Source organism: Aquimarina sp., assembly GCF_977115655.1.
In genome coordinates this window covers 111,060-135,824 of the sequence record NZ_CDSBKO010000006.1, presented here as the reverse complement: position 1 = coordinate 135,824, position 24,765 = coordinate 111,060, and the positions used below count along the sequence as shown (strand labels likewise).

Genomic DNA, 24,765 nt, shown 5'->3' with positions numbered 1-24,765 from the left:
AGCAAAACCGAAGAAGTGAATTTATAATTATTAAATAATTAGAGGTTTATAACACTTAAAAATATAGTGCAACTTTTGGGGTTGACATAGTTTCAGGATCTAACAGGTTTTCTGTCGCAAATTTTTCTATACACAAGTTTTTTGTTTTAATTAGGACTGTCGTTTAATGTATTTATTTTTCTTCACTAATATATCGCCAGCTAAGGTTGCTTTTTTTTGTACTCTTTTTAATTATAAAACATTCTGCTTTTTAATAAACTTAATGTTAAAATAAAGTTACAATCTAATATTTCTTTTTATTTTTTGTATAACAAGGGTAGTAAGATTGTCTAAATTGGTGATAAAAATTTGCAGATTGTTTTTTATTTCCTTCAAAAACAATTAGATATGTTTTTTTTGTTCGAATTTATTTCAAATAAAAACTATTTCATTGGAAAAAACAAGGCGTTGTCATAACATCTTCTATATACAACCCCTGATATAAAATTAAGATAAAATTAAGATAAAATTTAAGATTTGTATGGTTAATTATTTTATTTTTGGAGGTATAAATGTTCTTTTATGAGGCAAAAAGAGTGATTTTTTTAATTGATTTTTCACTCTCTTGGAATTAAAGATGTAATCTTACCTCATAAATGAAAAAAACCAGGTCAGAGCAAATTTTGCTAACTGACCAACCTGCGGTATATTTGACTCTTAAAACCTCAATAATACCTCTTTTTTTACATTACCCCCTTTTTTGTGAGAATTTATTAGAATCCGTTAATTAGAAAAAATACTAATTGACCAGCTTTAGCTATGCCCAATTATTAATCAATATATCTATCCTCACAGCCTTAATTTATGTAAGGTTTAACGAAGTTCAAGTTTTTTGCGACAGATCCTTAATTCAGGATACTTGTCAACAATAAATTGATTTATCCAAAATAATGAGTAAACCTATATCCAATCAAATCCAACTCTCATACCCAGAAGTAGTATTGGAGAGAAAAAGAAAAAGAAATGAAAAAAACTGGTACATATTTTATACATCTCCACGTGCCGAAAAAGTAGTGTATAATGACCTTTTAGCAAGAGAGTATGATGTGTTTCTTCCTTTAACCAGAACAATGAAGGTGTGGAAAAACAGACAAAAAAAGATAATTGAAGCTCCTCTCTTTCCTGGATATATATTTGTAAATACCCTCATAAATGAGATTTACGAGATTACAAGATTTCCTAAAATAGCAACATGTATTAAGTGTGGAGAAAAACCTTCGGTTATTTCACCAAATGATATTAATTCTATAAAAAAAATGCTCTCGCTTGAACATGAAGTTTCTGTTGAAACCAATTATTATGAAGGAGAGCAAGTAAGAATTATTCATGGGCCATTGACTGGACATGAAGGTATTTTGGTAAAACAAAAAGGAAAAACCAGATTTGGAATTCAACTTAAAGAAATCCATCATACAATATTTATAGATGTTTGTACTACCATTTTACAAAAAATAGATATGGATCTGACTTAGGAAAAAGTCAGTAAAAAACTTCCTTTCCATATTTCCAATACTACCGAATTTAATATTCAATGTAATACAGAACCTGCTATTTATGTAGTTTTTTCATAGAAATTGGGTGTAGACCTTTTTTTATGAAAGAAGATGTGGCTAATATGAATAAATATTTGGAGTAATAATTTTGAACAGGTTGTAGCAAGAGAACCAAAAAAACACACAATTAACTATTAACTACTTATTAGGTTATCTATACTATGGTCGTGACTGAGAAAATGACAGATAAAGAAATATTATTAGAATCAACAGAGCGTTATCTTCAGAATCTGATATCTGAGGTTGCTCAAATATCAATCGGAGATAATAATATATCAACTCCGTTTCAGGAACTCGGGATTGATTCATTTCGTGTCTTACAAATCATAAAACAATTAGAAGAAGAATTTGGGACTTTACCAAAGACCCTGCTTTTTGAAAATTTTAATATTGGTGATTTAAGTAATTATTTTGTAAATAAGTACGAACAGGTACTTGTTGATAAATTTATAAAAAAGGAAAAAGTAATCTTTACAACGGTTAACTCAACCAAAGAGGAACCTGTAAAAAAGATTGAAGAAACCTTAAAAATAAGTAACAATCAGAAAAACGGAACTTTACAGGAAACACCTGTTCTTATATTAGAACAAGAGGCAAATAAAGATCCCGAATTACAGGTTTTTGTAAAAAAACTCTTTGATCAATATAAAAATGAAGGATCTTCTTCAAGAGGTACCAGAAACATAGCTCCAAATCTTTTTATAGGGAGTAAAAAACAAGGGTATTTTAATTATAGCCGTAGTAAAAATATCATATTGGTGTATAGTTACACCGGTTCCAAAGATTATCTGCCATTTATTTTAGAGGAAATATATCACTATTGTGTAAATAACAATTTTGAGCTAAATCTATTTACCTCAGAAGAATTTGACACTATTGCAGGAGTTCCTTTTTCTGCGACTCCTTTTGGTATTTTATCAAGGATAAACATAAAAAATTTCACACTTCAGGGAAGCAAAATGCGCCGTTTACGATATTTGGTTTCAAAGTTTGAAAGAACAGGAAAATGCAGGACAGAAGAATATCATAATGGTTCTAATAAAGAAACAGATAAAAATATAGCTTCTATTATTGATAAATGGTGCGAGCCGAGAACAATGGTCAATCCACTTATCTATATGGTTAAAGAGGAAATTCTGAAAGGTAATTTAAGTTTGGAACACCGACTTTTTTTAACATATTTGGATGATGTATTGCAGAATGTAATCCTTATCTCGAAATTGTCCTCAGAAGAGAATGGATATTTAATGGATTTAGAATTCTACTCACAGGAGATGCCCTTGGGAGGATTAGAATATGGAATTGTAAAAATTATTGATATTTTGGTGGCTGAGGGATATTCCATTCTAAGTTTAGGAGGAACTTATGGATGCAAGCTCGCATCTTCCTCAAATTCAGATCCGGAACTGGAAAAAACGCTGGACTATTTGCGAGAGAAAAATATTTTTAATGATGAAGGAAATTTACAGTTTAAAAATAAATTTAAGCCTGAGCATAATACCGTATTTCTTTCGAGACCAGTAGGAAGTAACTCAGATAACGTGACAGATATTATTATGATGATTGCTGATCCTGTAAAAATGCAAACATCAGATGAAGAAAATCATACTTTTAATAAATCAGGCAAGCAAGTAGCAGTAACAGAAGTTAAAACTGAAATACAGGAAGAGCCAAAAGTAAAAGAAGTATTTAATAACATTCAAGAGAATCTGAATGGTACAAAACACACAATAGTAATAGAGGGAGAGGAACGCTCCATTGTATTATCTGATTTTGGATATAATCCTTTAAATATTCCAAATAACGAGATTGCATTTGATCTTAAAACAGATTCTTGGGCACAGTTGGATTTACCAGCTATTCAAAATCAATTAAACTTTCTGTACACACAGCTCCAGCAACCGATAAATGTAGATGAAAGTTTAAGAAGTGTTTTCCCTTTTTCTTATTTTGCATTAACAAATGCAGGTCGTACTACAGAACATGCTTTTTGTAAATCATGGTCTAAAAAAGGAATAGTACTGCAGAATCTCCTTTTTCCTACTACAATTTTTCATCAGATTGAAAATAGTTTTATTCCAAAAGAGTTGCCCAATCCTAAAGTATTCAAATTAGATTCAGAAGAACTATATAAAGGAAATCTAAACTGGGAAGCCTTTGCAAATAGAGTAAATGAAGATCCAAAGTCGATAACTTTTGTTTTGATCGAGGTGAGCAATAATGCAGCAGGCGGAGCTCCTGTATCTATGCAACATCTTAAAGATATAAAAAAGTTGCTTTCAGAACATAATATTCCTCTTGTATTAGATACTACCAGAATTGTAGAAAATGCATTATTTATAATCGAACATGATAAAGAATTTGCCAAGAAAAATGTTTGGGATGTAATAAAGGAAATAGTTTCTTATGCAGATGCAATGATCGCAAGTTTGGCTAAAGATTTTGGCGTAAACAAAGGAGGGCTAATAGCAACCAATGATGAGGAACTTTTTAATAAAATTCAAGATCTAATTTTAGAAGAAGGAATTGGGCTGGATGTTATGGATAAAAAAATCATAGCACTTTCTTTTCAGAATAAAAATAAGATAGAAACATCAGTACGAAATAGAGTACAGTCTGTGCATACAATTTGGAGTGCATTAAAGCAGCATGGTATCCCAGTTGTGCATCCAGCAGTAGGGCACTGTGTATTAATCGATGTGAAGCAAATTATTGAATTTAAGTCTTTTGAATATCCAGTTCCTTCATTTATTTCTTGGTTATATATAAACACAGGGATTCGTGCAGGAGCCCATAATGTAGGAATGCAAAAAGGAACAGCAATCAATAATCTGGTGCGTCTTGCTATTCCTGTTGGTATAAAGCAAAAACAAGTAAAGGAAATAACAGATAGATTAATCGAAGCCTTTAAGAAAAAAATAAACATACCTGAAATTTTGCTGGATAGTAATTTATCTGAAGCGTTTGGAAATATCCATTCTAATTTCAAGCTTAAAAAGTATCACAATACTTCAGGACAAGTAGTTTCTAAATCATTTGATTTGGATTCTTCTACAGAGCCAAAGAATATTGAAAAATCCGATTTGGTTGATCTGGATAATAAATCCAAAGAAACCGTAATAAGCCAGAAAGCACAAAACGATAAGCACCACGAAACAGGAGATATTGCTATAGTGGGAATTGCCGGACGATATCCCAAGGCGAAAAACATGAGTGAATTTTGGGATAACCTTATGCAAGGAAAGGATTGTATTGAAGATATACCAGATAACCGTTTTGAGCAGCGCCTTCATAATAAATTTTCAGAGAGATATCGAGGAGGCTTCATAGATGATATAGATAAATTTGATTCCTTATTTTTTAATATCTCTCCAAGAGAGGCAGAATATCTGGATCCTCAGGAAAGGCTTTTTCTTGAAGTAGCCTGGGAAGCTATTGAGGATGCTGGATATTATCCGGAAACATTGGCAGAAGATGATGAACCCCGAAATATAGGGGTGTATGTAGGAGCCGTGTGGACACTTTATCAATTACTTGGTACAGAAGAAAAACTTAAAGGTAATTATGTAAGCCCAAGTTCTCACTTATGGGGTATTGCCAACAGGGTATCGTATGCCTTTAACCTATCGGGACCGAGTTTACCTATAGATACAGCCTGTTCTTCAAGCTTAAGTGCATTATATCTGGCTTGCGAGGCAATTTATAAAGGAGAATGCTCTGGTGCAATTGTAGGAGGCGTGAACCTTGATGTACATCAAAGCAAAATAGACATTAATAAAAGTGGTGGAGCACTCTCTGCAGATGGGGTATGCCGCACTTTTGGAAAAGGTGCTAATGGATACGTAGCTGGCGAAGGTGTAGGTGCCGTTTTTATTAAGCCACTCGATAAAGCAATACAGGATGGAGACAATATTTATGGAGTTATAAAAGGTATTGCAATCAATCACGGAGGGAAAACCAGTGGATTTATGGTGCCTAGCCCAAAATCACAGGCACAAGTAGTCGCTAAAGCTCTTGAAAAGGCTAAAGTAGATGCTCGAAGTATTGGTTATATAGAAGCACATGGAACAGGAACCGAACTGGGAGATCCTATTGAAATTTCTGGATTGACTACTGCTTTTCAAGAATATAATGTGGATAAACAAAAGTGTTCTATTGGTTCAGTAAAAACCAATATAGGCCATCTCGAAGCCGCCGCAGGGATAGTAGGACTCCATAAGGTGCTTTTGCAAATGAAACACAAAACACTTGTTCCATCCTTACATTCTTCAGAGTTAAATCATTTTATCGATTTTAAAAACTCACCTTTCTATGTAGAGCAAGCTGTTGAAGAATGGAAACCTAAGGTAATTGACGGTATTCAGTACCCACTACGTGCAGGAATTAGTTCCTTTGGAGCAGGTGGGGCTAACGCGCATGTTATTGTCGAAGAATACAGAGCTCCCGTATTACAACAAAAAGAATCTCCTTCGATATTTAAAGACCAAATCTTTCCTCTTTCGGCCAGAAAAGAAGATCAACTCCGGGAAATTGCAATTCGTTTGCAAGCATTTCTTCAAAAAGATATATCCGAAAAAACATCACTTCACATAAAAGATATTGCACACACCCTTCGGGTAGGAAGAAAATCTTTTGATCATCGCTTGGTAATTTTTGCAAAAACAAAAGAAGAATTACTTCAAAAAGTAACCTTATTTATTGAAGGTAAAAAAGATGATGCCTTGCTTATTGGTGAGGTAAAAAATAGTGAAGGAATTACTCGTTTATTAAACCGCAGGCAGAAGGAAGAGTTTATTAAAATACTCTCTAAAAGTGGTGATTTACATAAGTTGGCTCAATTATGGACCGATGGTCTTCTTGCAGATTGGCAAGGTATACAAAGCTTAGAAACAGGAGTAAAAGTTTCTTTACCTACTTATCCTTTTGCAGATAAGCGTCATTGGATTTCTGAAGACTCAGACTCTATTAATGTTTCTTTGCAAACCACTTCGGTGCTTCACCCGTTGATTGATTCCAACGAATCCACATTCGAACGGCAGGTTTTTAAGAAAACTTTTCATGATAAAGATTTCTTTATTTATGACCATTTAGTATCCGAAATTCCAACATTACCAGGTGTTGCCTATTTAGATTTTGCACGTAAAGCCGGGGAACTTGCAGCGGGAAGAAAAGTACAAAAAATTAAAAATATCCTTTGGTTGAGTCCGCTAACGGTAGTGAATTCAGTTCCTAAAGAAGTATTTATTGAATTAAAACCTGTTGGGGAATCCGTGCAGTTTGAGGTTTTTAGTGAAGAAGCAAATGATACAAAGCAAGTGTATTCACAAGGAAAACTTTTGTATGCAACCGACCAGGAAATATCTCTAGAGCCTGAATACATTAATTTTGAAGAAATTCGGTCAAGATGTTCAAAAGTTACGGATGGAAAAGAAGCGTATCCCTTATTTAGGTCACTAGGGTTAGATTTGGGACCAAGTTTTCAGGTGCTTCAGGATATTTACAAAAATGAGGAGGAAATATTAGGAGAACTACTTATTCCAGAAGCGCGAAATAGCGATTTTAAGGATTATTTACTCCACCCTTCTCTTATTGATGGTTCTTTTCAAGCAGGTATGGCAGCACAGTTGGGAGCACAAACTGGTGAAATGTTTGTGCCGTACTCTATTGGAGAAGTCGAAATTTTGCAACCACTAAAACCAAAATGTTTTAGCTATGTAAAAAAAGTAAACGAGCCAAATTCTAAAGTATCTAAGGTAAATGTCTTTATCGTAGATGAGAACGGAATGATCTTAATAAAGATTAAAGAATCTATAGGAGTTCCTCTTGTTAGTGTTCATGAAAAACCAGATAAAGCGGAAGAAGAATATTCAAAACTTTATTATTCTCACGAATGGCAGAAATCTTCTTTAGAACAAAAAGAAATACAGCAAGATAATCTGGGTTCTATTTTACTTTTTGGTTCTGATGAAAAACTTTGTAATGCTTATAAAGATCGTTTTAAAGAATCTGGCACAATTATACTGGTACAACCAGGAGATACTTATGAAGAATGTGGAAGTCAGACCTATAAGATAAACCCAAAAAGCCAGGAGGATTTTAAAAAGCTTTTTGAAACTCTGGATAAAGAAGCCATAAAAAAAATATGCTTTGCATGGCCAATTGATCTTGCTTTACAAGACGGAAGTGAATATAAAGAAGGTTTTTTAAATAAATCGTTAGACAAAGGAGTTTATTCTTTCCTTACCCTTTGTCAATCTTTAATAGAACAAAAGCAGGACAATATTCAGCTTCTGTATTTGTATTTAGGATTAAAAGATACTAAGCAACCACATAATGATGCTATTAATGGTTTTATAAAAACTCTTCTGTTAGAACATCCTAAATTACATTGTAAGGTACTAGAGGTTCAGCAGTCAAAAAGTTCTTATGATAAGATTTTAGATACAGTTTTGGCGGAGTTTGATTCTGGTATTAAAGGAGCAACAACCATTCGTTATGAGGAGCAAGAACGTTATGTTAGGAAAGTAAAAGAATTTTCTTTAAAAGAGGATGATACCGCTAATCAAGGCTTGGGATTAAAGGAAAAAGGAGTTTATATCATTACAGGAGGAGCAGGAGGATTAGGACTTATTTTTGCAGAATACTTAGCTAATCAATGCAAAGCAAGGTTAGTACTTACAGGTCGTTCTAAACTCTCTGAGGAACGTCAAATTAAGTTAGATCAATTAAAAGAAAAAGGTGCTGAGGTAGTTTACATCTCAGCAGACGTTTCTAAATATACAGAAGTTAAGAGTCTGATTAAAAAGACTAAAACAAAATTTGGAGAGATTAATGGTATTATTCATAGTGCAGGGGTTTTAAGAGACTCGTACGTGAGGAACAAAACACGCGAAGAAATGCAAGCAGTTTTTGCTCCTAAGGTATACGGAACTCAATATTTAGATGAAGCCACTAAAAATGAAAATCTTGACTTTTTTGTCATGTTTTCATCCTTAGCAGCTGTTGGTGGAAATGCAGGTCAGTGTGATTATTCATTTGCAAACCATTTTATGGATTCTTTTGCAGGCAATCGCGAATTCTTAAAACAGAAAGGAAAACGTTCTGGAGTAACATTAAGCTTGAATTGGTCTTTATGGGCAGAAGGCGGAATGAAACTAGATGAGCAAACAGAAATATTTTTCAAAAAGAATTTAGGAATAAAGCCTTTGAGTACTGAAACTGGTTTAGAAGCATTTGAGAAAGGTCTTCATACCAAAAAAGCGCAGTTTATAGTATTAGAAGGAGTACAAGATAAAATAGAAAAAACCTGGGGTATTAAGGAGAAAGAAACTCCTGAACCAGTATCCATTGTCGATTCAATAGCTTCGGATTCTGAGTCACAGATTTATCAACAATCAGACAAGGAGCTGTTTACTATGGTTCGAGATGTGTTGTCTGATATCGTTATGGAGCTTTTAAAATTGGATCCAGACGATATTTCATACGATAAAATATTATTAGATCTGGGATTTGATTCTATAGGCTTAACCACTTATGCGAATAGGATTAATGAATATTATACATTAGATGTAACACCAGTACTCTTTTTTGAATATCCTTCGATTAAGGAAATAGCAACTTTTCTTTCCAGAGAACATAAAAATGAAGTATCAGGGATTCATAATATATCAGGAACTTCTGTTGCATCTACTGCAGTAGCAGTGGAGTCTTCACCATTTGGGAATGATAACAAAGTTGAATTTGGTATTAATAAAGGATGGAATGCCAATACCCAGAATCAGCAATCAAAAACTCTATCTTTAGGAAAAGAGTTATCTGCTGAAAACAGATTTATTGATCAACCAATCGCTATAGTTGGTATGAGCGGGGTTATGCCAGAGTCAAAAGATCTGGAAGAATTCTGGGAGAACTTAGAGAACGAAAGAAATCTGATAACCGTAATACCTAAGGATCGATGGAATTGGGAGGACTATGACGGGGACCCTTTTAAAGAGAAAAATAAGACCAACTCCAAATGGGGAGGTTTTATGACAGAAGTAGATAAATTTGATCCATTGTTCTTTGGTATTTCTCCAAGAGAAGCAGAAATGATGGATCCGCAGCAAAGGATCTTTTTAGAGACTGTCTGGAAAGCCATCGAAGATTCGGGGCATAAAGTATCAGATCTTTCAGGAACAAAAACAGGATTGTTTGTTGGGGTTGCAACCAGAGATTATGCAGATTCATTGGTAGATAATCAAATTCCACTTGATGGATATACAGCTTCAGGAAACTCTCATTCTGTATTAGTTAACAGAGTTTCTTTTCTACTTAACTTGCGCGGTCCTAGTGCTCCGCTCGATACTGCTTGTTCCAGTTCTTTGATTGCAATTCATCGGGCAATAGAATCAATACATACAGGAAGTAGCGATATGGCTATAGTGGGTGGGGTACAATTAATGTTAACACCTGCTGCTTACATTTCATTTGGTATGGCAGGTATGTTAAGCGGTGATGGTAAATGTAAAACCTTTGATAAGAGTGCAAATGGATATGTAAGAGGAGAAGGCTCAGGAGCGATATTTCTTAAACCCTTAGATATAGCAGAAGCAGACAGAGATCATATTTATGCTGTTATTAAGGCGACTACAGAAAACCATGGAGGAAAAGTTACCATGCTTACAGCTCCTAATCCTGTTGCACAAACAGATTTATTGGTTGAAGCTTATGAAAAAGCGAAGATAGATCCATCAACAGTAGGATATATTGAGTGTCATGGTACAGGAACAAGTTTAGGAGATCCTATTGAGATTCAAGCGCTGAATAAAACTTTTTCCGAATTATATAAAAGACACAATAAAGTTCCTTCAGAAATTCCTCATTGTGGTTTATCTTCAGTAAAAACTAATATAGGTCACTTAGAGACAGCAGCCGGGATTGCGGGGGTGCTCAAAGTATTATTATCCCTGAAACATAAGAAAATACCAGGAACACTTCATTTTGAAGAACTCAACCCGTATATCAACCTTAAAGGAAGCTCGCTTTATATTGTAGACAAAACAAAAGATTGGGAAGCTGTAAAGGATGATCAAGGTAATTCTCTGCCCAGAAGGGCAGGGGTAAGCTCTTTTGGTTTTGGAGGGGCAAATTCACATATTGTTTTAGAAGAATATATTCCAAAAGAAAATCAATCCACCCCTAAATCAGAAGACCCCTATATAATTGTACTTTCAGCAAAAACTGAAGACAGACTTAAAGTATATGCCAAATTATTATTTGATCATGTAGAAAAACATGAGGATAACCTAACAGATCTTGCTTTTACTCTTCAGGTAGGTAGAGACGAGATGGCTGAGCGTTTGGGATTGGTTGTAAATTCTATACAACAACTTAAAGAAAAACTTTATGTTTATCTCAGTGCGGAAAAAAATATAGAAATAGAGGATGGGTTTTATGGAAGAGTTACACAAAAAAGTAGTTTAAATTTTATAGATTCAGAAGGAGACAACGACTCTCCAGAAGCATTTGTAGAAAAATGTTTTACCAATAAAAATTATTCCAAGTTGATTGAAGCTTGGGTAAATGGTGTTGAGGTAGATTGGAACCAACTTTATAAGGAGATTACTCCAAGACGAATTAGCTTGCCTACCTATCCTTTTGCACGCGAAAGATACTGGTTTAATTTAGCCGATAGTGAAAAAGGAAAATCTCAGGCAGAATTTGAAAAAATTCATCCGTTATTACATTATAATTCCTCAGTATTGAGCCAACAATGCTATACCTCTAACTTTAATGGAAAAGAATTTTTTATAGCAGAGCATAAAATACAAGGTCAAAATAGTATGCCACACTCTGCTTATTTAGAAATGGCTCGTGTTGCTGTAGAGAAAGCTATGCCAGATCGTAGTATATCAAATTTTCTGGAGTTTCAACATACTACATGGGGGAGTCCACTTATAGTTTCAGAGAAGAAACAAGTCAACATAGCTCTTTTTGAAAATAATCCTGAAGAAATTGAATATGAGATTTATAGTAAAGAAGGAGAAGAGGAAATAATTCATTGTCGCGGACGGGCAATATACAGGAACAACCCAACTTCTGCTAAGCTTGATATAGCACAACTTAAAACCCACTTTGAAATAGAACCAATCAATATAGAAAACCTGTATTATGCTGTAAAGCAAATGGGTATGAGTTATGGTACTTCTTTTAATAGTATAAAAACACTTTATAAAGGAGATAATCAAATGTTAGCCCAGTTAAGTTTGCCGAAAGATGTAGAAGACAATTATAAAAGCTATAGCCTGCACCCAAGTATTATGGAAAGTGTTCTGCAGGTGACATTAGGTTTGCTAACCGATTTGGATCCACAATCAGACCAACCTTTACTACCATTTGAAATAGGATCTATACAATTATTTTCCTCTTGTCAAAAAGAAATGCATGCTTGGGTTCGCTACTCAAAAGGCAGTAAACCTGGGGATGGAACAGTTAAAGTAGATATTGATTTGACTGATGAAATGGGGGTGGTATGTATTAAGATGAAATCCTTAACATTTGACAATACTTTTAATCAGATAACTAAAGATTCCTATAAAGATTTTGGAATGTTATTAAATACTATGTACGAACAGGATTCAGATAAAGTAGAATATGCTGGAGTAAAAAACTCTGAGGTCAGTTTTGATGAACTATTAAAAGATATATACTAAACCAAAGATATGGCAGTAATTGACGATATACTTGAAAAAATTGTTTCAAAGAAAATAGAGAAGAAAGAAGCTTTAAAACTCTTTGAAGAATTACCTGAAAAAGAAAAGAAATATATGATTTCTGAACTAAAAAAGCATTTGTCAAATGATGTTACTATAGATCAGAATAATTTCTCTGAAAAGAAAGGTAATTCTTTTAAGGCAGTAATGGAGATGCAATTGGGAGAAGAACATAAAGCTTTCATAGACAAAATGGCTGAAAAATTAGAAAAAAGCACTCCAAAATCTAAGGAAAATGCATCAAAAGATCAAGCTCATCTGGTTGATCAACGAAAAACAGGCGGGTTAAAAAAAGCATTGAAACGTTTGCAGTTTCATTTAACCTATGACAAAGGTGATGGAGCATATCTTTATGATATTGATGGAAATAAATATATTGATATAGCCAGTGATAATGGAGTAAATTTATTTGGACATCAACCTAAATTTATTAAGGAAGCCGTTATAAAACGTATAGAAAAAGGGTATCCATTGGTAGGATATACCGAGGAGCTTGCCCAAGTTACTAAACTTTTTAGCGAGCTTACTGGTCATGAGCGGGTACTTATTACGCAATCGGGTACAGAAGCCGTTATGTGGGCTGTAAGGATTGCCAGGGCAGCAACCCAAAAAAATAAAATAGTAATTTTTGAAGGAGCCTTTCATGGATTGTCGGATGCAGTACTCGCTGCAAAAGATCAGTTTGGTAATAGTATCGCTATGGGATTGGGAATGCTTCAGGAATTTGCTAATGAAATTATTGTTCTGGATTACGGCAATATGGATCACCTGGATATTATTGAAAGCAGGGCAGATGAAATTGCTGGAGTTTTAATAGAGCCTGTGCAATCCAGAAATCCGGCTAATCAACCTGTAGAATTTTTGAAGGAGGTGCGTAAGTTAACACTGGAAAAAGATATTCTGTTGATTATGGACGAGATGATTACAGGATTCAGGGTTTGTTGTAATGGAGTACAAGGACTTTGGAACATTAAAGGAGATCTTGCTACTTATGGAAAAATTGCTGCGGGAGGTATGCCATCAGGAATGATCGCTGGACTTGCTAAATACATGAATTTTGTAGATGGAGGAGTGTTTAATTACGATGATAACTCTATGCCAAGTGTGAAAAAAGCACTAATGGCTGGTACACATACAAGAAACCCTGTTAAACTGGCAGCTACACTTGCAATACTTACCGAGATTAAGAACAGATGCATAGCCTCAGGAGACGAAATATGTACACCTAACTCATGTTTTTTAAATGAATTAAACGAAAAAACTAGCATCATGTGCAAAGAGTTAAATTCTTTCTTCACATTAAAAAAAGTACCAATAGTTATTGAATATTTCAGTTCGTTATTCAGGTTTAAATTCCTCGATGATCCAAATGGTGTGGTAAAAGAGTTACTATTTGTGTTAATGAGAATGAATGGAGTCGAGACCAGTCCCTCAGGTAACTGTTTTTTAACTATGGCACACTCTGATAATGATATTAAATCTATTATAAAAACAGTAAAGAAGAGTATCGATACACTATTAGAAGAAAAATTCTTTTATGAGTCCGATATCGTTGAAGAAGTAGAAAATAAAATAGAAAATAAGGAAGATGTAAAGATAGTAATGTCTGCCAGTTCCTCTGATATGAGAAATAACCAAGAGCAAGAATCTAAAAAAAATGATCAAATGGAAAAACTAAGAAATTTGATTATCTCTGATTTGAAAAATTTCCAAGAAAAAGGAGTAACGATATGATAGGAGCAACAACACAAAATGTTTTAGAAGAAATAACAACAATCTTCGAAACAACATTACGATTTTCTGCGGGTAAGCTGGATACTAATACTAATTTCGAGGACTTTGGGATTGATTCTATTATTTCAATGGAGTTAATTAATAAAATATCAGAGAAACTAAGTATTGCACTGGCTCCCTCAAAATTTGTAAATGTAAATACAATTAAAGAGCTAGCTGATTTATTAGAAGAAGAAATTAGAGAAAATAATAAGAACACCACTAGTATATCTGATACAAATAATTTTTCGGAAGTAGTAAAAATTGATATACCCAAAGAAAGTGTTAGTCCTAATCCTGTGAGGCAGATTATCTCAAGTCGGGCATCGCAGGGTAGAAGGATGGCAAAAGAATCCTATAAAGAATTGTTACATTATATTAATCAAAAGTATAATATTGACCTGTTAGGTCACTCATTCAGATCAGTTGATGATATTGTAGATACCTTATTGACCCAATATACCGACGATTTAATAAAGTACTACGATACGATTCAGAATGGTTCTAATAAACAAGAAGAGGTAATATCTGCTACAGATGCCACAGCTAAAAAAACAGACCAGTCTTATGATGTCGCTATTGTAGGTCTTAGTTGTAATTTTCCTGATGCACCCAATGCAGAGTCGTTTTGGGAGAATCTGATAAATGAGAAAAATAGTATTCAAGAGATTTCAAAGTCAAGATGGAGTTGGGAGGATTGCTATAAGCAAACTACTTCTCCTGGTAAGACCATTTCAAAATGGGGAGCGTTGATTGAAGATATCGATCGTTTTGATCCTCATTTTTTTAACCTTGACCCAGAAGAAGCTCTGCTAATGGATCCTCAGGAAAGATTACTTCTGCAAGAAGTTTATAAAGCATTTCAAGATGCTGGTATAGCACCAAAAAAATTAGCGGGATCAGATACAGGAGTATATATTGCTTATGAATACTCAGAGTATGAGAATTACCTTAGAAAAAATATAGATAAAATTCCTGTGGGTAAATACGGACCTGTTTTTACTTCCTCAAGCCCTACTTACTATCTGGCAAACAGACTTTCATTTTTGTTTGATTTTTATGGACCCAGTGAGTCTGTAAATGTTAATTGTGCAGGTTCTGCGGTAGCGATCAACAGAGCATATTATTCATTGATTAATAATGAAAGTAGCGTAGCAGTAGTAGGAGGAGTATCCTTAAATTTATTTGCCGATGACTATATATCCTTATCTCAATATGGCATGTTATCCCCTACAGGAACATGCGGGGTGTTTGATGATAATGCCAATGGTTTTACAAGAGGAGAAGGGGTAGCAGCTGTCGTTTTAAAGAGGTTAGAAGATGCAGAAAGAGATAATAATAGAATATATGGCGTTATTAAAGCCAGTCACCAGAGTAATAGAGGAAATGCCAGATTTTTATCAGAAGTTAAACATGAAGCGATAACCAGTGCCATTACAAAATGTTATCAAAAAGCTTCGATAAACCCAGAGTCAATAAACTATATCGAAGTTGATGGATACGCTACAAAATGGGGAGATTCATTTGAATATGAAGGTGTTAAAAATGTGTTTAAAGGAAAATATTCAAATAAAAAAGATTGTGCATTAGGAAGTGTAAAAGGTAATATAGGAAACCTGGAAGCTGTTAGTGGGTTAGCTAGTTTTATTAAGCTGGCGCTTTCTCTTTATCATAAAAAGTTTCCGGGTACCATATCAGCAGAAAAAATAAATACTTTTCTGGATATTGATAACCCTTCTCATCCTTTATATATAGCTAAAAAAGAAATACCTTTTGATATCTTACGAAAGGATAATCATAGTTTAATAAGAGCAGGACTTAATTCTTTTGCAGATAGCGGAGTCAATCTTCATATTGTTTTAGAGGAATACCCTAATGAAGAATCTGTAATTTACCCTGAAAAAACAACAACTCAGTTATTTGTTCTTTCTGCTAAAGATGACCAACGCTTAAATGAATATATAGGTACTTATATAGATTATTTATCTAAAAATGAAGAAAATATATCTTTTGAAAACATGATTTACACCCTTCAGATTGGTCGTGATGCTATGGATGAAAGATTAGCTATTGTTGCATCTTCTTCTGTTGAATTACTTGAAAAACTAACGATAATCAAACATTCTGGTAAAGAAGGAGCGTTAGAAAAAAAGGGGATATTTTATGGTAATATTAATCATGGTAAGGAGAATCGTATAATCAATATCTTAACAAAAGATATGATAAATACAATGGTAGAACAAAGTTTACAAGCAGCAAAATGGCAAGAACTTGCTCAACTTTGGATAAGTGGTCTGCCTATAGATTGGGAAGTGGTTTGGAAAAATAAAGATATGCGTCCTCTATCCTTGCCATCTTATCCTTTTGCTAAAGAAAGATATTGGGTAGCCATAGATGGTGAAGAAAAGCAAACTATTGAGGTAAAAAAGCCAGTAAAAACCATTAAAAAAGAAGCAATAACTGAAGAAAAAGCCAACCCTGAAACGCAGGCTAAGTGGTTCTTTTTTATGTCTAATGAAGGGAGTAAAGAAAGCAGTTCCTTAAATGCTAATGAAAAGGTGGAAATGTTCCTTAAACAAGAAATAGCACTACAACTTAATAAACCTATGGATAAAATTTCCGATGGTATTAATTTTTTAGATTTAGGAATGAACTCCATTGGTTTGGTTACTTTGATTGCTCAAACCAATGATCTGTTACAAATAAATACATCTCCTGCTATTTTATTTAATTATTCTGAAATTAAAACACTCACTCAATATTTAGTAGAGAATTATCCAGAAAAAGTCCAAAATATAGATATGACGGATGATGAGGAGTATGCGAATACTATAAATACTCAAACAAAAGTAAAGTCAGAAGAGAAAGAACAAACAGTCCCTGAACTTATTAATAAAATATTGGTGCCAATGCAAATAAAGGGTAAGAAAAGCCCTGTTTTTGCAGTTCCGGGTGCCGACGGAAATGCGATAACCTTGCAACACCTTATTTCAGCTTTGGGAGTAAGACAACCATTTTATGGTTTAGAGACATTAGGAATTGTAGGAAAAAGCACTTTGCTGGACAGTGTCGAATCTATTGCAAAAGCTAACATTAATGCTATTAAAGAAATTCAGAAAACAGGTCCATATCGTCTGTTGGGGTTCTCAAACGGAGGTACAATTGCATACGAAATGGCAAGAATTTTACTAGATCAAAATGAAAAGGTAGAGTCATTAATACTCATAGATTGCATATCTCCTACATTACCAGGAGGAGATATGATTGATGATCTTGTGGAAGGGATTAAATCTATTTTTATAAACTCGTCTGGGCATAATTTAGATTTAGATACAGAGAAAATAAAGCAAATTCCTGAAAGCGAAATTGTTAATCATATATATGACAATATCAAGGATTTAGGATTCAATTTCCCGAAAGATCAATTAACTACAAGTATTCATACAACAATGGCTAATGATAAATTTTGTCGTGCATATAAACCCTCAAAATTATCAGATGAGGTTAAAGTAGTCCTCTTTAAAGCTACTGAAGGTTATATTGATACCTATAAAAATGCATCTGAAGACTATGGTTGGAACGGCTTGTTGCGTAATCCGGTTCAGATCTATCCTATTGAAGCTAACCATTTCTCTATTATTGATAAAGACAACAGTAAAAAAATAGCTAAAAAAATAAATGCGGTATTCAATAAAACTACACAAAGTAAAACCTCTAAAGAGGAAAAAGTCATTTCAAAAGCATTAGCAGATTAAAAATAAATATAAGATACATTAACTTATTCCTCATAGACATTATAGTCTATTGAGTAACCGCTTTTTTCAAACCCGAAATAAATTTAGTTATGAGTAAGAACTCTAAATCCAAAGCACAGTTTCTTGAAAATGTTACTGAAATGGTTAGAAAGAGAAGACTAATTATCTGGTTAGCTTTTATAGCTATTACAATATTTACATTTTTTGGAATACCAAAAACCAAATTCGATATGACTATCGAAGGGTGGTTTCCAGAAGATGATCCGGTTTTAGTTTCTATGGATGAGTTTAAGGCTCAATTTGGAAGTAATGAAGGGATATATATAGCCTATAAACCAGTAGATGGCGATGTGTTTTCTACGAAGTCTTTAGAAATTGTAAAGAAAATTCAGGAAGACATTATTAGTGCAAAGTATAAAGAGGATTCAACTACATTAAAGCATATTGTTAAAGTCAATACGATAGTTAATGCATCAGTTTTAACAGCAGAAGGAGATATATTAGTTTCCAGAAAATTAGTAGGAGATAAAATTCCTGCTACAAATGAGGATATTGAGGAGATCCGTAGGCTAGCCCAATCTCAAAAGTCTTTTCCGTTACTTTTCTTTTCAAAAGATATGAAATATGGAGGAATGCTTATAGAAACCGATTTTGGGACAGAACGTATAGATGAAGAATCATCTGCAACTACTGCAGAAGGGGCATTTGATGAGCCACTAAATATGGATGAGATGGAAGTTGCAGATTTTAGTGAGGTAAAAAAAGTAGAAGAAAGAGTTCGATTTAAACCCGCAGATTTAAGTGAACTTGTTCCTTTAATGAAGGAACTTAATGCAATTTTAGACAAACCAGAGTACAAAGAACATTTAAAATATTATTCGGTAGGGAATGCTCCATTAGCCTATGAGCAGGAAACTATCGTTAGTAAAGAAGCGGGTCCGATTTATTTGGGACTTTTACTTATAATTTCAATCCTTCTATGGCTTTTTGTCCGCTCATTTAGTGCAGTACTTTGGTCGCTTTTAATTGTTATTATAAGTGCTGTTTGGACAGTTGGTTTAGCAGGTTGGTTAGGAGTAGAGGTTACGGTTTTTTTAATGCTAACTATCATGTTGATACTAACTGTTGGTGTGTGTGATGCCTCTCATATATTTTCTGGGTATACATTTTTTCGAAATCAAGGTTATGATCGCAAAGTCTCCGTACAAAAAGTATTTCAATCCACAAACAAGGCTATTGTACTAACAGCGATTACGAATATAATAGGTATGTTGGCTTGTTTTCTTATTCCGATTCCGCGTATTCAGGTATTCGGTATGATGTCTGCTGCAGGTGTGGCTTTTGCATGTATTTTAACTATTTTTCTATTACCCCTTATGTTTGATGTATGGGCACCCGGTTTGGGTGAGGGAAAACAGAAGAGGAAGTTCAGATTCTCATCAGATAAGTATCTCCCTAATTTTTCTCTTTTTTTACAAAAAAGATTAGAAAATATATTATCGATTGTACAAAAAAGCCCAACAGGTATTATTTGTTTATTCCTGTTAGTATTAGGAATAAATATTTATGGTGTAACCATACTTAAGGTCGATACTAATATTGCGAATCAATTTGTTGAAGGTAACCCTTATAGAGAATCGGCAAATATTATAGATCAAAAAATGATGGGAAGTCTTAATATGGAAATATATTTGGATCTGTCTAAAGCAAATGCATTCGAAAATCCATTTGTATTAAATACCATAGATAAGTTACAACGAAAACTTGAAAATAAATATAGCGATGTAGTTGTAAGGACATCGTCTTTGGTAGAAGTTGTAAAAAAGGCAAATAAAACATTAAATGAGGACAGGGAGGAGATGTATAGTATACCTGAAACTGCAAATGCTTTATCTCAAACTCTTTTCCTGTTTAATTTGGCTAATCCAGAAGATCGAAGAAAACAGGTTTCAGATAATTACAGTAAATCTCACATTTCAATGCAACTATATAATGTAGGTTCTTATAAATACATGAACATATATAAGGACATGCAAAAAGATATTGAAGAGTCTGTAGAAGTCCTGAAAAAACAATACCCGGACACTAAAGTATCCATAACGGGAGCGCTTCCTATGAATATGAAATTTGTACAAGTAATAGCAGATAATGGATTACAAGATATTATTATGGTACTGATAGCAGTAACCATTGTTCTGATTTTTGTTTTTGGATCGATCCAAGGAGGCTTGATTGCTATCATCCCTAACCTGATCCCATCCTTGTTAACTCTGGGTTTATTAGGATTAACAGGGCGATCTGTAGATGTGGATATTTTGTTGCTACTTCCTGTAGTAGTAGGTATTTCTGTAGATGATACCGTGCATTTTATTAGCCATTACAGAGATAAACTCATAGTAGATGGAAATATTAAAAGTGCTTTATACCATACAATAAAAGAAGCCGGTCAGGCAGCTACTTTCACAAGTTTGATTTTGGGGCTGGGATTCGGGATATTATCCTTTTCGGCTATGGAGGGAACCGCTAATGTAGGAAAATTTGGTTCTATTGCAATCTTTTCAGCTTTGATGTGTGATTTATTTTTATTACCAGCTTTAATCCTTGTTTTTAAACCAAAATTTCAAAAGAGAAGCAAATTAAAATCCCAACAGGCAGTAATGGAATAAAAATAACTCAAAAGTTCATTTTAAAGAAATTGAAAGCCTAATCATTATGCATATAGTAATGTTCTATTAGTGTCAATATATATGATCCCTTTAATAACGGACTTAAACCATGATGATAAAGCTCATTTGCTTAAAAGGAGAATAAAATGAAAAGTAATTTTAACCAGTTAGCCAATCGAAGAATAAACATAACGATAGGAATATTATATCTTTTTATTATTGTTTGTTCTGTTTTTAGCATTCTATATATTCCTTCTAAGCTTTTTGCAAACGAAAACGTAGTAACTACGATCGGTAATATCAGAACGTTTAATTTTTTATTCCGCCTCAGTTTGCTTTGTGATGTTATCGTTTTTTTGTGTGAAATAGTTCTGGCTGTACTTTTGTATGAATTACTTAGGCATGTAAGCAGAAGGCTTTCGATGATAGCTGTTCTTTATCGTCTTGCTATGGCATTTGTTATGAGTATTAACTTATTGAATTACTTTTTTGTTTTAATTCTTTTAAGTGGAGCATCTTATCTGGCAGTTTTCGAAACAGATCAGTTATATGCTCTGGTTATGCTTTTTATAAATGCACATAAGTATGGAGAATATATATGGAGCATATTTTTTGCTCTTCATTTAATGGTATTCGGGTATTTGATCTTTAAGTCTGGATTTTTTCCAAAAATTTCAGGAATATTAATGATGGCTGGTTCCTTAGGTCATTTATCAGAAAGTTTCAAGAACTTCCTTATACCAGATAGTGAAATGCTTACAATGATTACTTCCTTATTTCTATTATTTTCATTCATTGGGGAAATGTCTTTTGTTTTTTGTCTTTTGTTTAAAGTAGGGAAATATAAACACCTAACTGTTGTAAGTACAAACTAACCATTTGTTTATAGTAAGTCAAAAGTCACATATTTTTTAGTATTAAAAACTCTTTTAACCTAATTACGTAAATAATGAAAAAAAATCAGATTTTTTTATGGATTGCCATGGCTGTTTTTATACCGTCATTATCGATTAATACAATTTCAGCCCAGTCACCAAAAGATATTATGATAAAGGTGAAAAAGGTTACTAAAGAATCCTTTAATACATCAATTCAAAGAATAAAACTATCCACTTGTAAATATACCATATCAGATAAAAGGATAGTATGTACAGAAGAATCTAGAAATAAGCTGCTGGAAAGTGTAGCAAAAAATTATGGGGATAATAAGCAAGACAGCCGGTCTGTATCTATTATAATCGAACCTAAAAAGGAAAAAGGAGTAGGAATGTTAACCTATGAGTATGGGGAGCCGGGTAAGGATAATGACAGTTGGATTTACTTACCAGAATTAAGCAAAGTGAAACGCTTGGCATCAAGTGCAGACAGTAATGATAACAGCGGAAGTTTTTTTGGTTCAGAATTTTCTCTTGAGGATATGGAAGATTTGAAAATTAATGAATACACCTTCAGGATTTTGAGTGAAGAAAAGTATAAAGGACGCGATGCTTGGGTTATTGAATATACTCCTAATGCAGAAAGAGCAAAAAAATCAAAATACAGCAAAACTATATCCTGGATAGATAAAGAAAGATATATCAGTTTAAAGAAAAACATATATGTACATGGAGAACCCTATAAACAATTGACTATGTCAGACATTGAAAAAATAGATGATGTATGGATAGCAAAAAAACTAACTATGAATAATCTTTCCACACGTACATTGAGCATTATGAATATGGTTTCAGTAGCATTCGATCAAGAAATTTCTGATGAGTTTTTAACTACAAGAACCCTGGAAGATTTTGCTTTTAGAGAACGTAGTTTGACCAAATTCCGCGACAATTTAAAATAAATAACAGACCATAAATGCTATATCAAACCAGGACATTTTAGTATTTTGTTCTAAACACTTCATCATAAACTCATAAAACCACATAAGGAATAGTATCCATGAAATATTCAAACAAAGAGGGGCATTTTGATGCAATTATTGTAGGTTCGGGAACTTGCGGTGCTACAATTGCTAGAGAATTGAGCAAGCAAAATAAAAAAGTCTTAATTCTGGAAAGAGGGGATAACTCACCACTTAAAGAATCCCTTTTGGGGTATGCCAAAATTTCTAACGAAGTACGCGTTACAGATAAACTAAAAGATTTAAGGGCTTTTACAACAGGAGGAACTACAGCAATGTACCTTGCTGTAGCGGATCTTCCGCCTATAGAAACTTTTAAGAATCTGGGAATCGATCTTACCGAAGATCTGGAACAAGTGCGTAAAGAATTACCAATTGCCGAAATATCTGATGGATTAATTGGCGCTCAGGCAAAAAAACTAGGGGAAAGTGCCAGACAACTGGGATATGATTGGAAAAAGAAACTGATGCTCATAGATCAATCCAAATTCAACCATAAAAATTATTATGAAGTAAAATGGAAAGCCAAAACCTATGTAGAAGAAGCACTTAGTAATGGAGTAGCACTGGTTAACCAAGCTGTCGTTTCAAAGGTTATACATGAAAATAAAAAAGCTATTGGTATTGAATATACTATAGGAAAAAAAAAGAATGTGCTGAAAGCATACGGAGAAAAAATAATTCTTGCAGCAGGTTCTCTCGCGTCACCAATAATTTTAAGAAATAGCGGAATAAAAAATGTAGTAAACCATGGGTATTATATAAATCCAAGTATTGGTCTTATAGGCTCTGTTCCGGGTCTGTCATCCGCAGAGAATTTTTGTGGTTGTATGGGAGCAAAGTTAGAGGACGATATTGAATTGATGGATGCCAATTTTCATCGTTTCCTATTTAATGTTGGGATGCTTTTTTCAGGTAAACCTCTGCGTATAGCATCCTACCCAAAACATATCGGAGTTACCGTTAAAGTAAAAGAACCAGTAGGGGGAGAACTAACCGAAAAAGGTAAGTATCATAAGGAATTAACAGAGAATGATCACCAAAAATTGAAAAGAGGGATGGATGTGGCAGATAAAATATTAAAAAATGCCGGAGCCAAAAAAATCTTTAAAACAGGTCTTATATCAGGAGGCGCATTAGGAACAATCAAAATTAAGGAACATATAGATGCAAACCTTCAGACAGAATATGATAACTTATTTGTATGTGATGGCTCTGTATTACCAGATAACGAAAGGATCACACCAACGCTTACTCTTGTGTGTTTAGCCAAATATTTGTCCAGACATTTACTAACCTCTGTTTAAAAAAACAATTAATTCACCAAATTAGATATAACCAAAATTGTTGTACAGCAATGATTTTAATTAACTACACTAAAAATTAGAAACTAAATGAAACATTCAGAAAAAAATAAGACCAATGCTTTTTCGGTAGCATTGATACTATTAAGTATTGCGGTCGCCGTTGCTGCACCTTTTGTATGGAATAGATTTATAGAAGGACAATTAGGAGTAATTACATTAGTCTTAATTGAAGTGTTACTGCTTGTCTTCATATTAACCTCAACACATTCTATTTGGAAAAAATCAGGTTCTGGGGAATGGAAATTGAAATCAGATAAGAAAGGAATGAAGCTTTATACCCTAAAAGTTCCTGGCGAAACATGGTTGAAGATCAAAATAATAGGAAGACTTAATGCAAAATTAAAAAGTATTTTAACACTTATGCGAAATCCTGATGCTGCTAAAGACGTAGGCATGTTTGATTCGCATTATATAAAAGGATGGGATCCAAAGCTGGATGGGGTAGACCCAAAGTTGGTATACTATACTTTTAAACAAAAACTCTTTCCTCCTTTCAAACATCGGGAATTTGTGGTAAAATCTGAATTCTCACAGGATCCTGTAACTAAAGAAATGAAATTTAATTTTGTAGCAGCTCCAGATAAACTACCCGTTAATAAACGCTACCACCGCGTAACAGAAATGCATAATAAATGGAGATACACACCATTACAAAATGGTGAGGTAGAATATGAATTTATATATGATGCCGTTGATCCGGGAGGATACTTTCCTTATGCATTGGCTAACTGGCTTATTCCAAGTATGCTACCCTTTGCATTTTCAAAAATGTCAAAAATACTGGATAAAGAAAAATACCGCAATGCCGAAGTAGATTATGTCCAGGAAGTTGATGAGCCTGTAGAGGCAATGGCATAGAGTTTTTTCAAAAAAAAACAGGAAATCAATTAATCTTTTTTAAGTAACATTAATTGTTTTATACAAATTGTATCTGGGCAAACATTAGTATATATAATTGTTTGGT

9 protein-coding genes are annotated in these 24,765 nt (G+C 33.6%); all 9 read left to right on the top strand.

Annotated elements, in window-relative coordinates; all coding sequences use genetic code 11:
• Window positions 1-929 precede the first annotated feature (929 nt).
• The 9 genes from ACZIYX_RS04190 (at window position 930) to ACZIYX_RS04150 (ending at window position 24,659) form a co-directional block, all read left to right on the top strand.
• A complete protein-coding gene (locus ACZIYX_RS04190) occupies window positions 930-1,511 on the top strand; it encodes a UpxY family transcription antiterminator (RefSeq protein WP_462680944.1) in 582 nt (193 codons plus the stop codon).
• A gap of 260 nt (window positions 1,512-1,771) precedes the next feature.
• Window positions 1,772-12,283, top strand: a complete 10,512-nt coding sequence (locus ACZIYX_RS04185) for an SDR family NAD(P)-dependent oxidoreductase (RefSeq protein ID WP_462680943.1) — start codon at window positions 1,772-1,774, stop codon at window positions 12,281-12,283.
• A gap of 9 nt (window positions 12,284-12,292) precedes the next feature.
• Window positions 12,293-14,077, top strand: a complete 1,785-nt coding sequence (locus ACZIYX_RS04180; RefSeq protein WP_462680942.1) for an aminotransferase class III-fold pyridoxal phosphate-dependent enzyme — start codon at window positions 12,293-12,295, stop codon at window positions 14,075-14,077.
• Complete coding sequence (locus ACZIYX_RS04175) at window positions 14,074-17,871, top strand: beta-ketoacyl synthase N-terminal-like domain-containing protein (RefSeq protein WP_462680941.1); 3,798 nt, start codon at window positions 14,074-14,076, stop codon at window positions 17,869-17,871. Before ACZIYX_RS04180 ends, ACZIYX_RS04175 begins: the two co-directional genes overlap by 4 nt.
• Window positions 17,872-17,960: 89 nt before the next feature.
• On the top strand, window positions 17,961-20,537 hold the full coding sequence (locus tag ACZIYX_RS04170) for an efflux RND transporter permease subunit (protein WP_462680940.1): 2,577 nt from the start codon (window positions 17,961-17,963) through the stop codon (window positions 20,535-20,537).
• Window positions 20,538-20,683: 146 nt separating this feature from the next.
• On the top strand, window positions 20,684-21,412 hold the full coding sequence (locus ACZIYX_RS04165) for a DUF4386 domain-containing protein (protein WP_462680939.1): 729 nt from the start codon (window positions 20,684-20,686) through the stop codon (window positions 21,410-21,412).
• Window positions 21,413-21,486: 74 nt separating this feature from the next.
• The gene (locus ACZIYX_RS04160) at window positions 21,487-22,374 is read left to right on the top strand and encodes an outer membrane lipoprotein-sorting protein (RefSeq protein ID WP_462680938.1); all 888 of its coding nucleotides are present in this window, start codon (window positions 21,487-21,489) and stop codon (window positions 22,372-22,374) included.
• Window positions 22,375-22,472: 98 nt separating this feature from the next.
• The gene (locus ACZIYX_RS04155; RefSeq protein ID WP_462680937.1) at window positions 22,473-23,741 is read left to right on the top strand and encodes a GMC family oxidoreductase N-terminal domain-containing protein; all 1,269 of its coding nucleotides are present in this window, start codon (window positions 22,473-22,475) and stop codon (window positions 23,739-23,741) included.
• 87 nt (window positions 23,742-23,828) lie between these two features.
• Window positions 23,829-24,659 (top strand): SRPBCC family protein, encoded by an 831-nt coding sequence (locus ACZIYX_RS04150; RefSeq protein ID WP_462680936.1) that lies wholly within the window; start codon window positions 23,829-23,831, stop codon window positions 24,657-24,659.
• Window positions 24,660-24,765 lie beyond the last annotated feature (106 nt).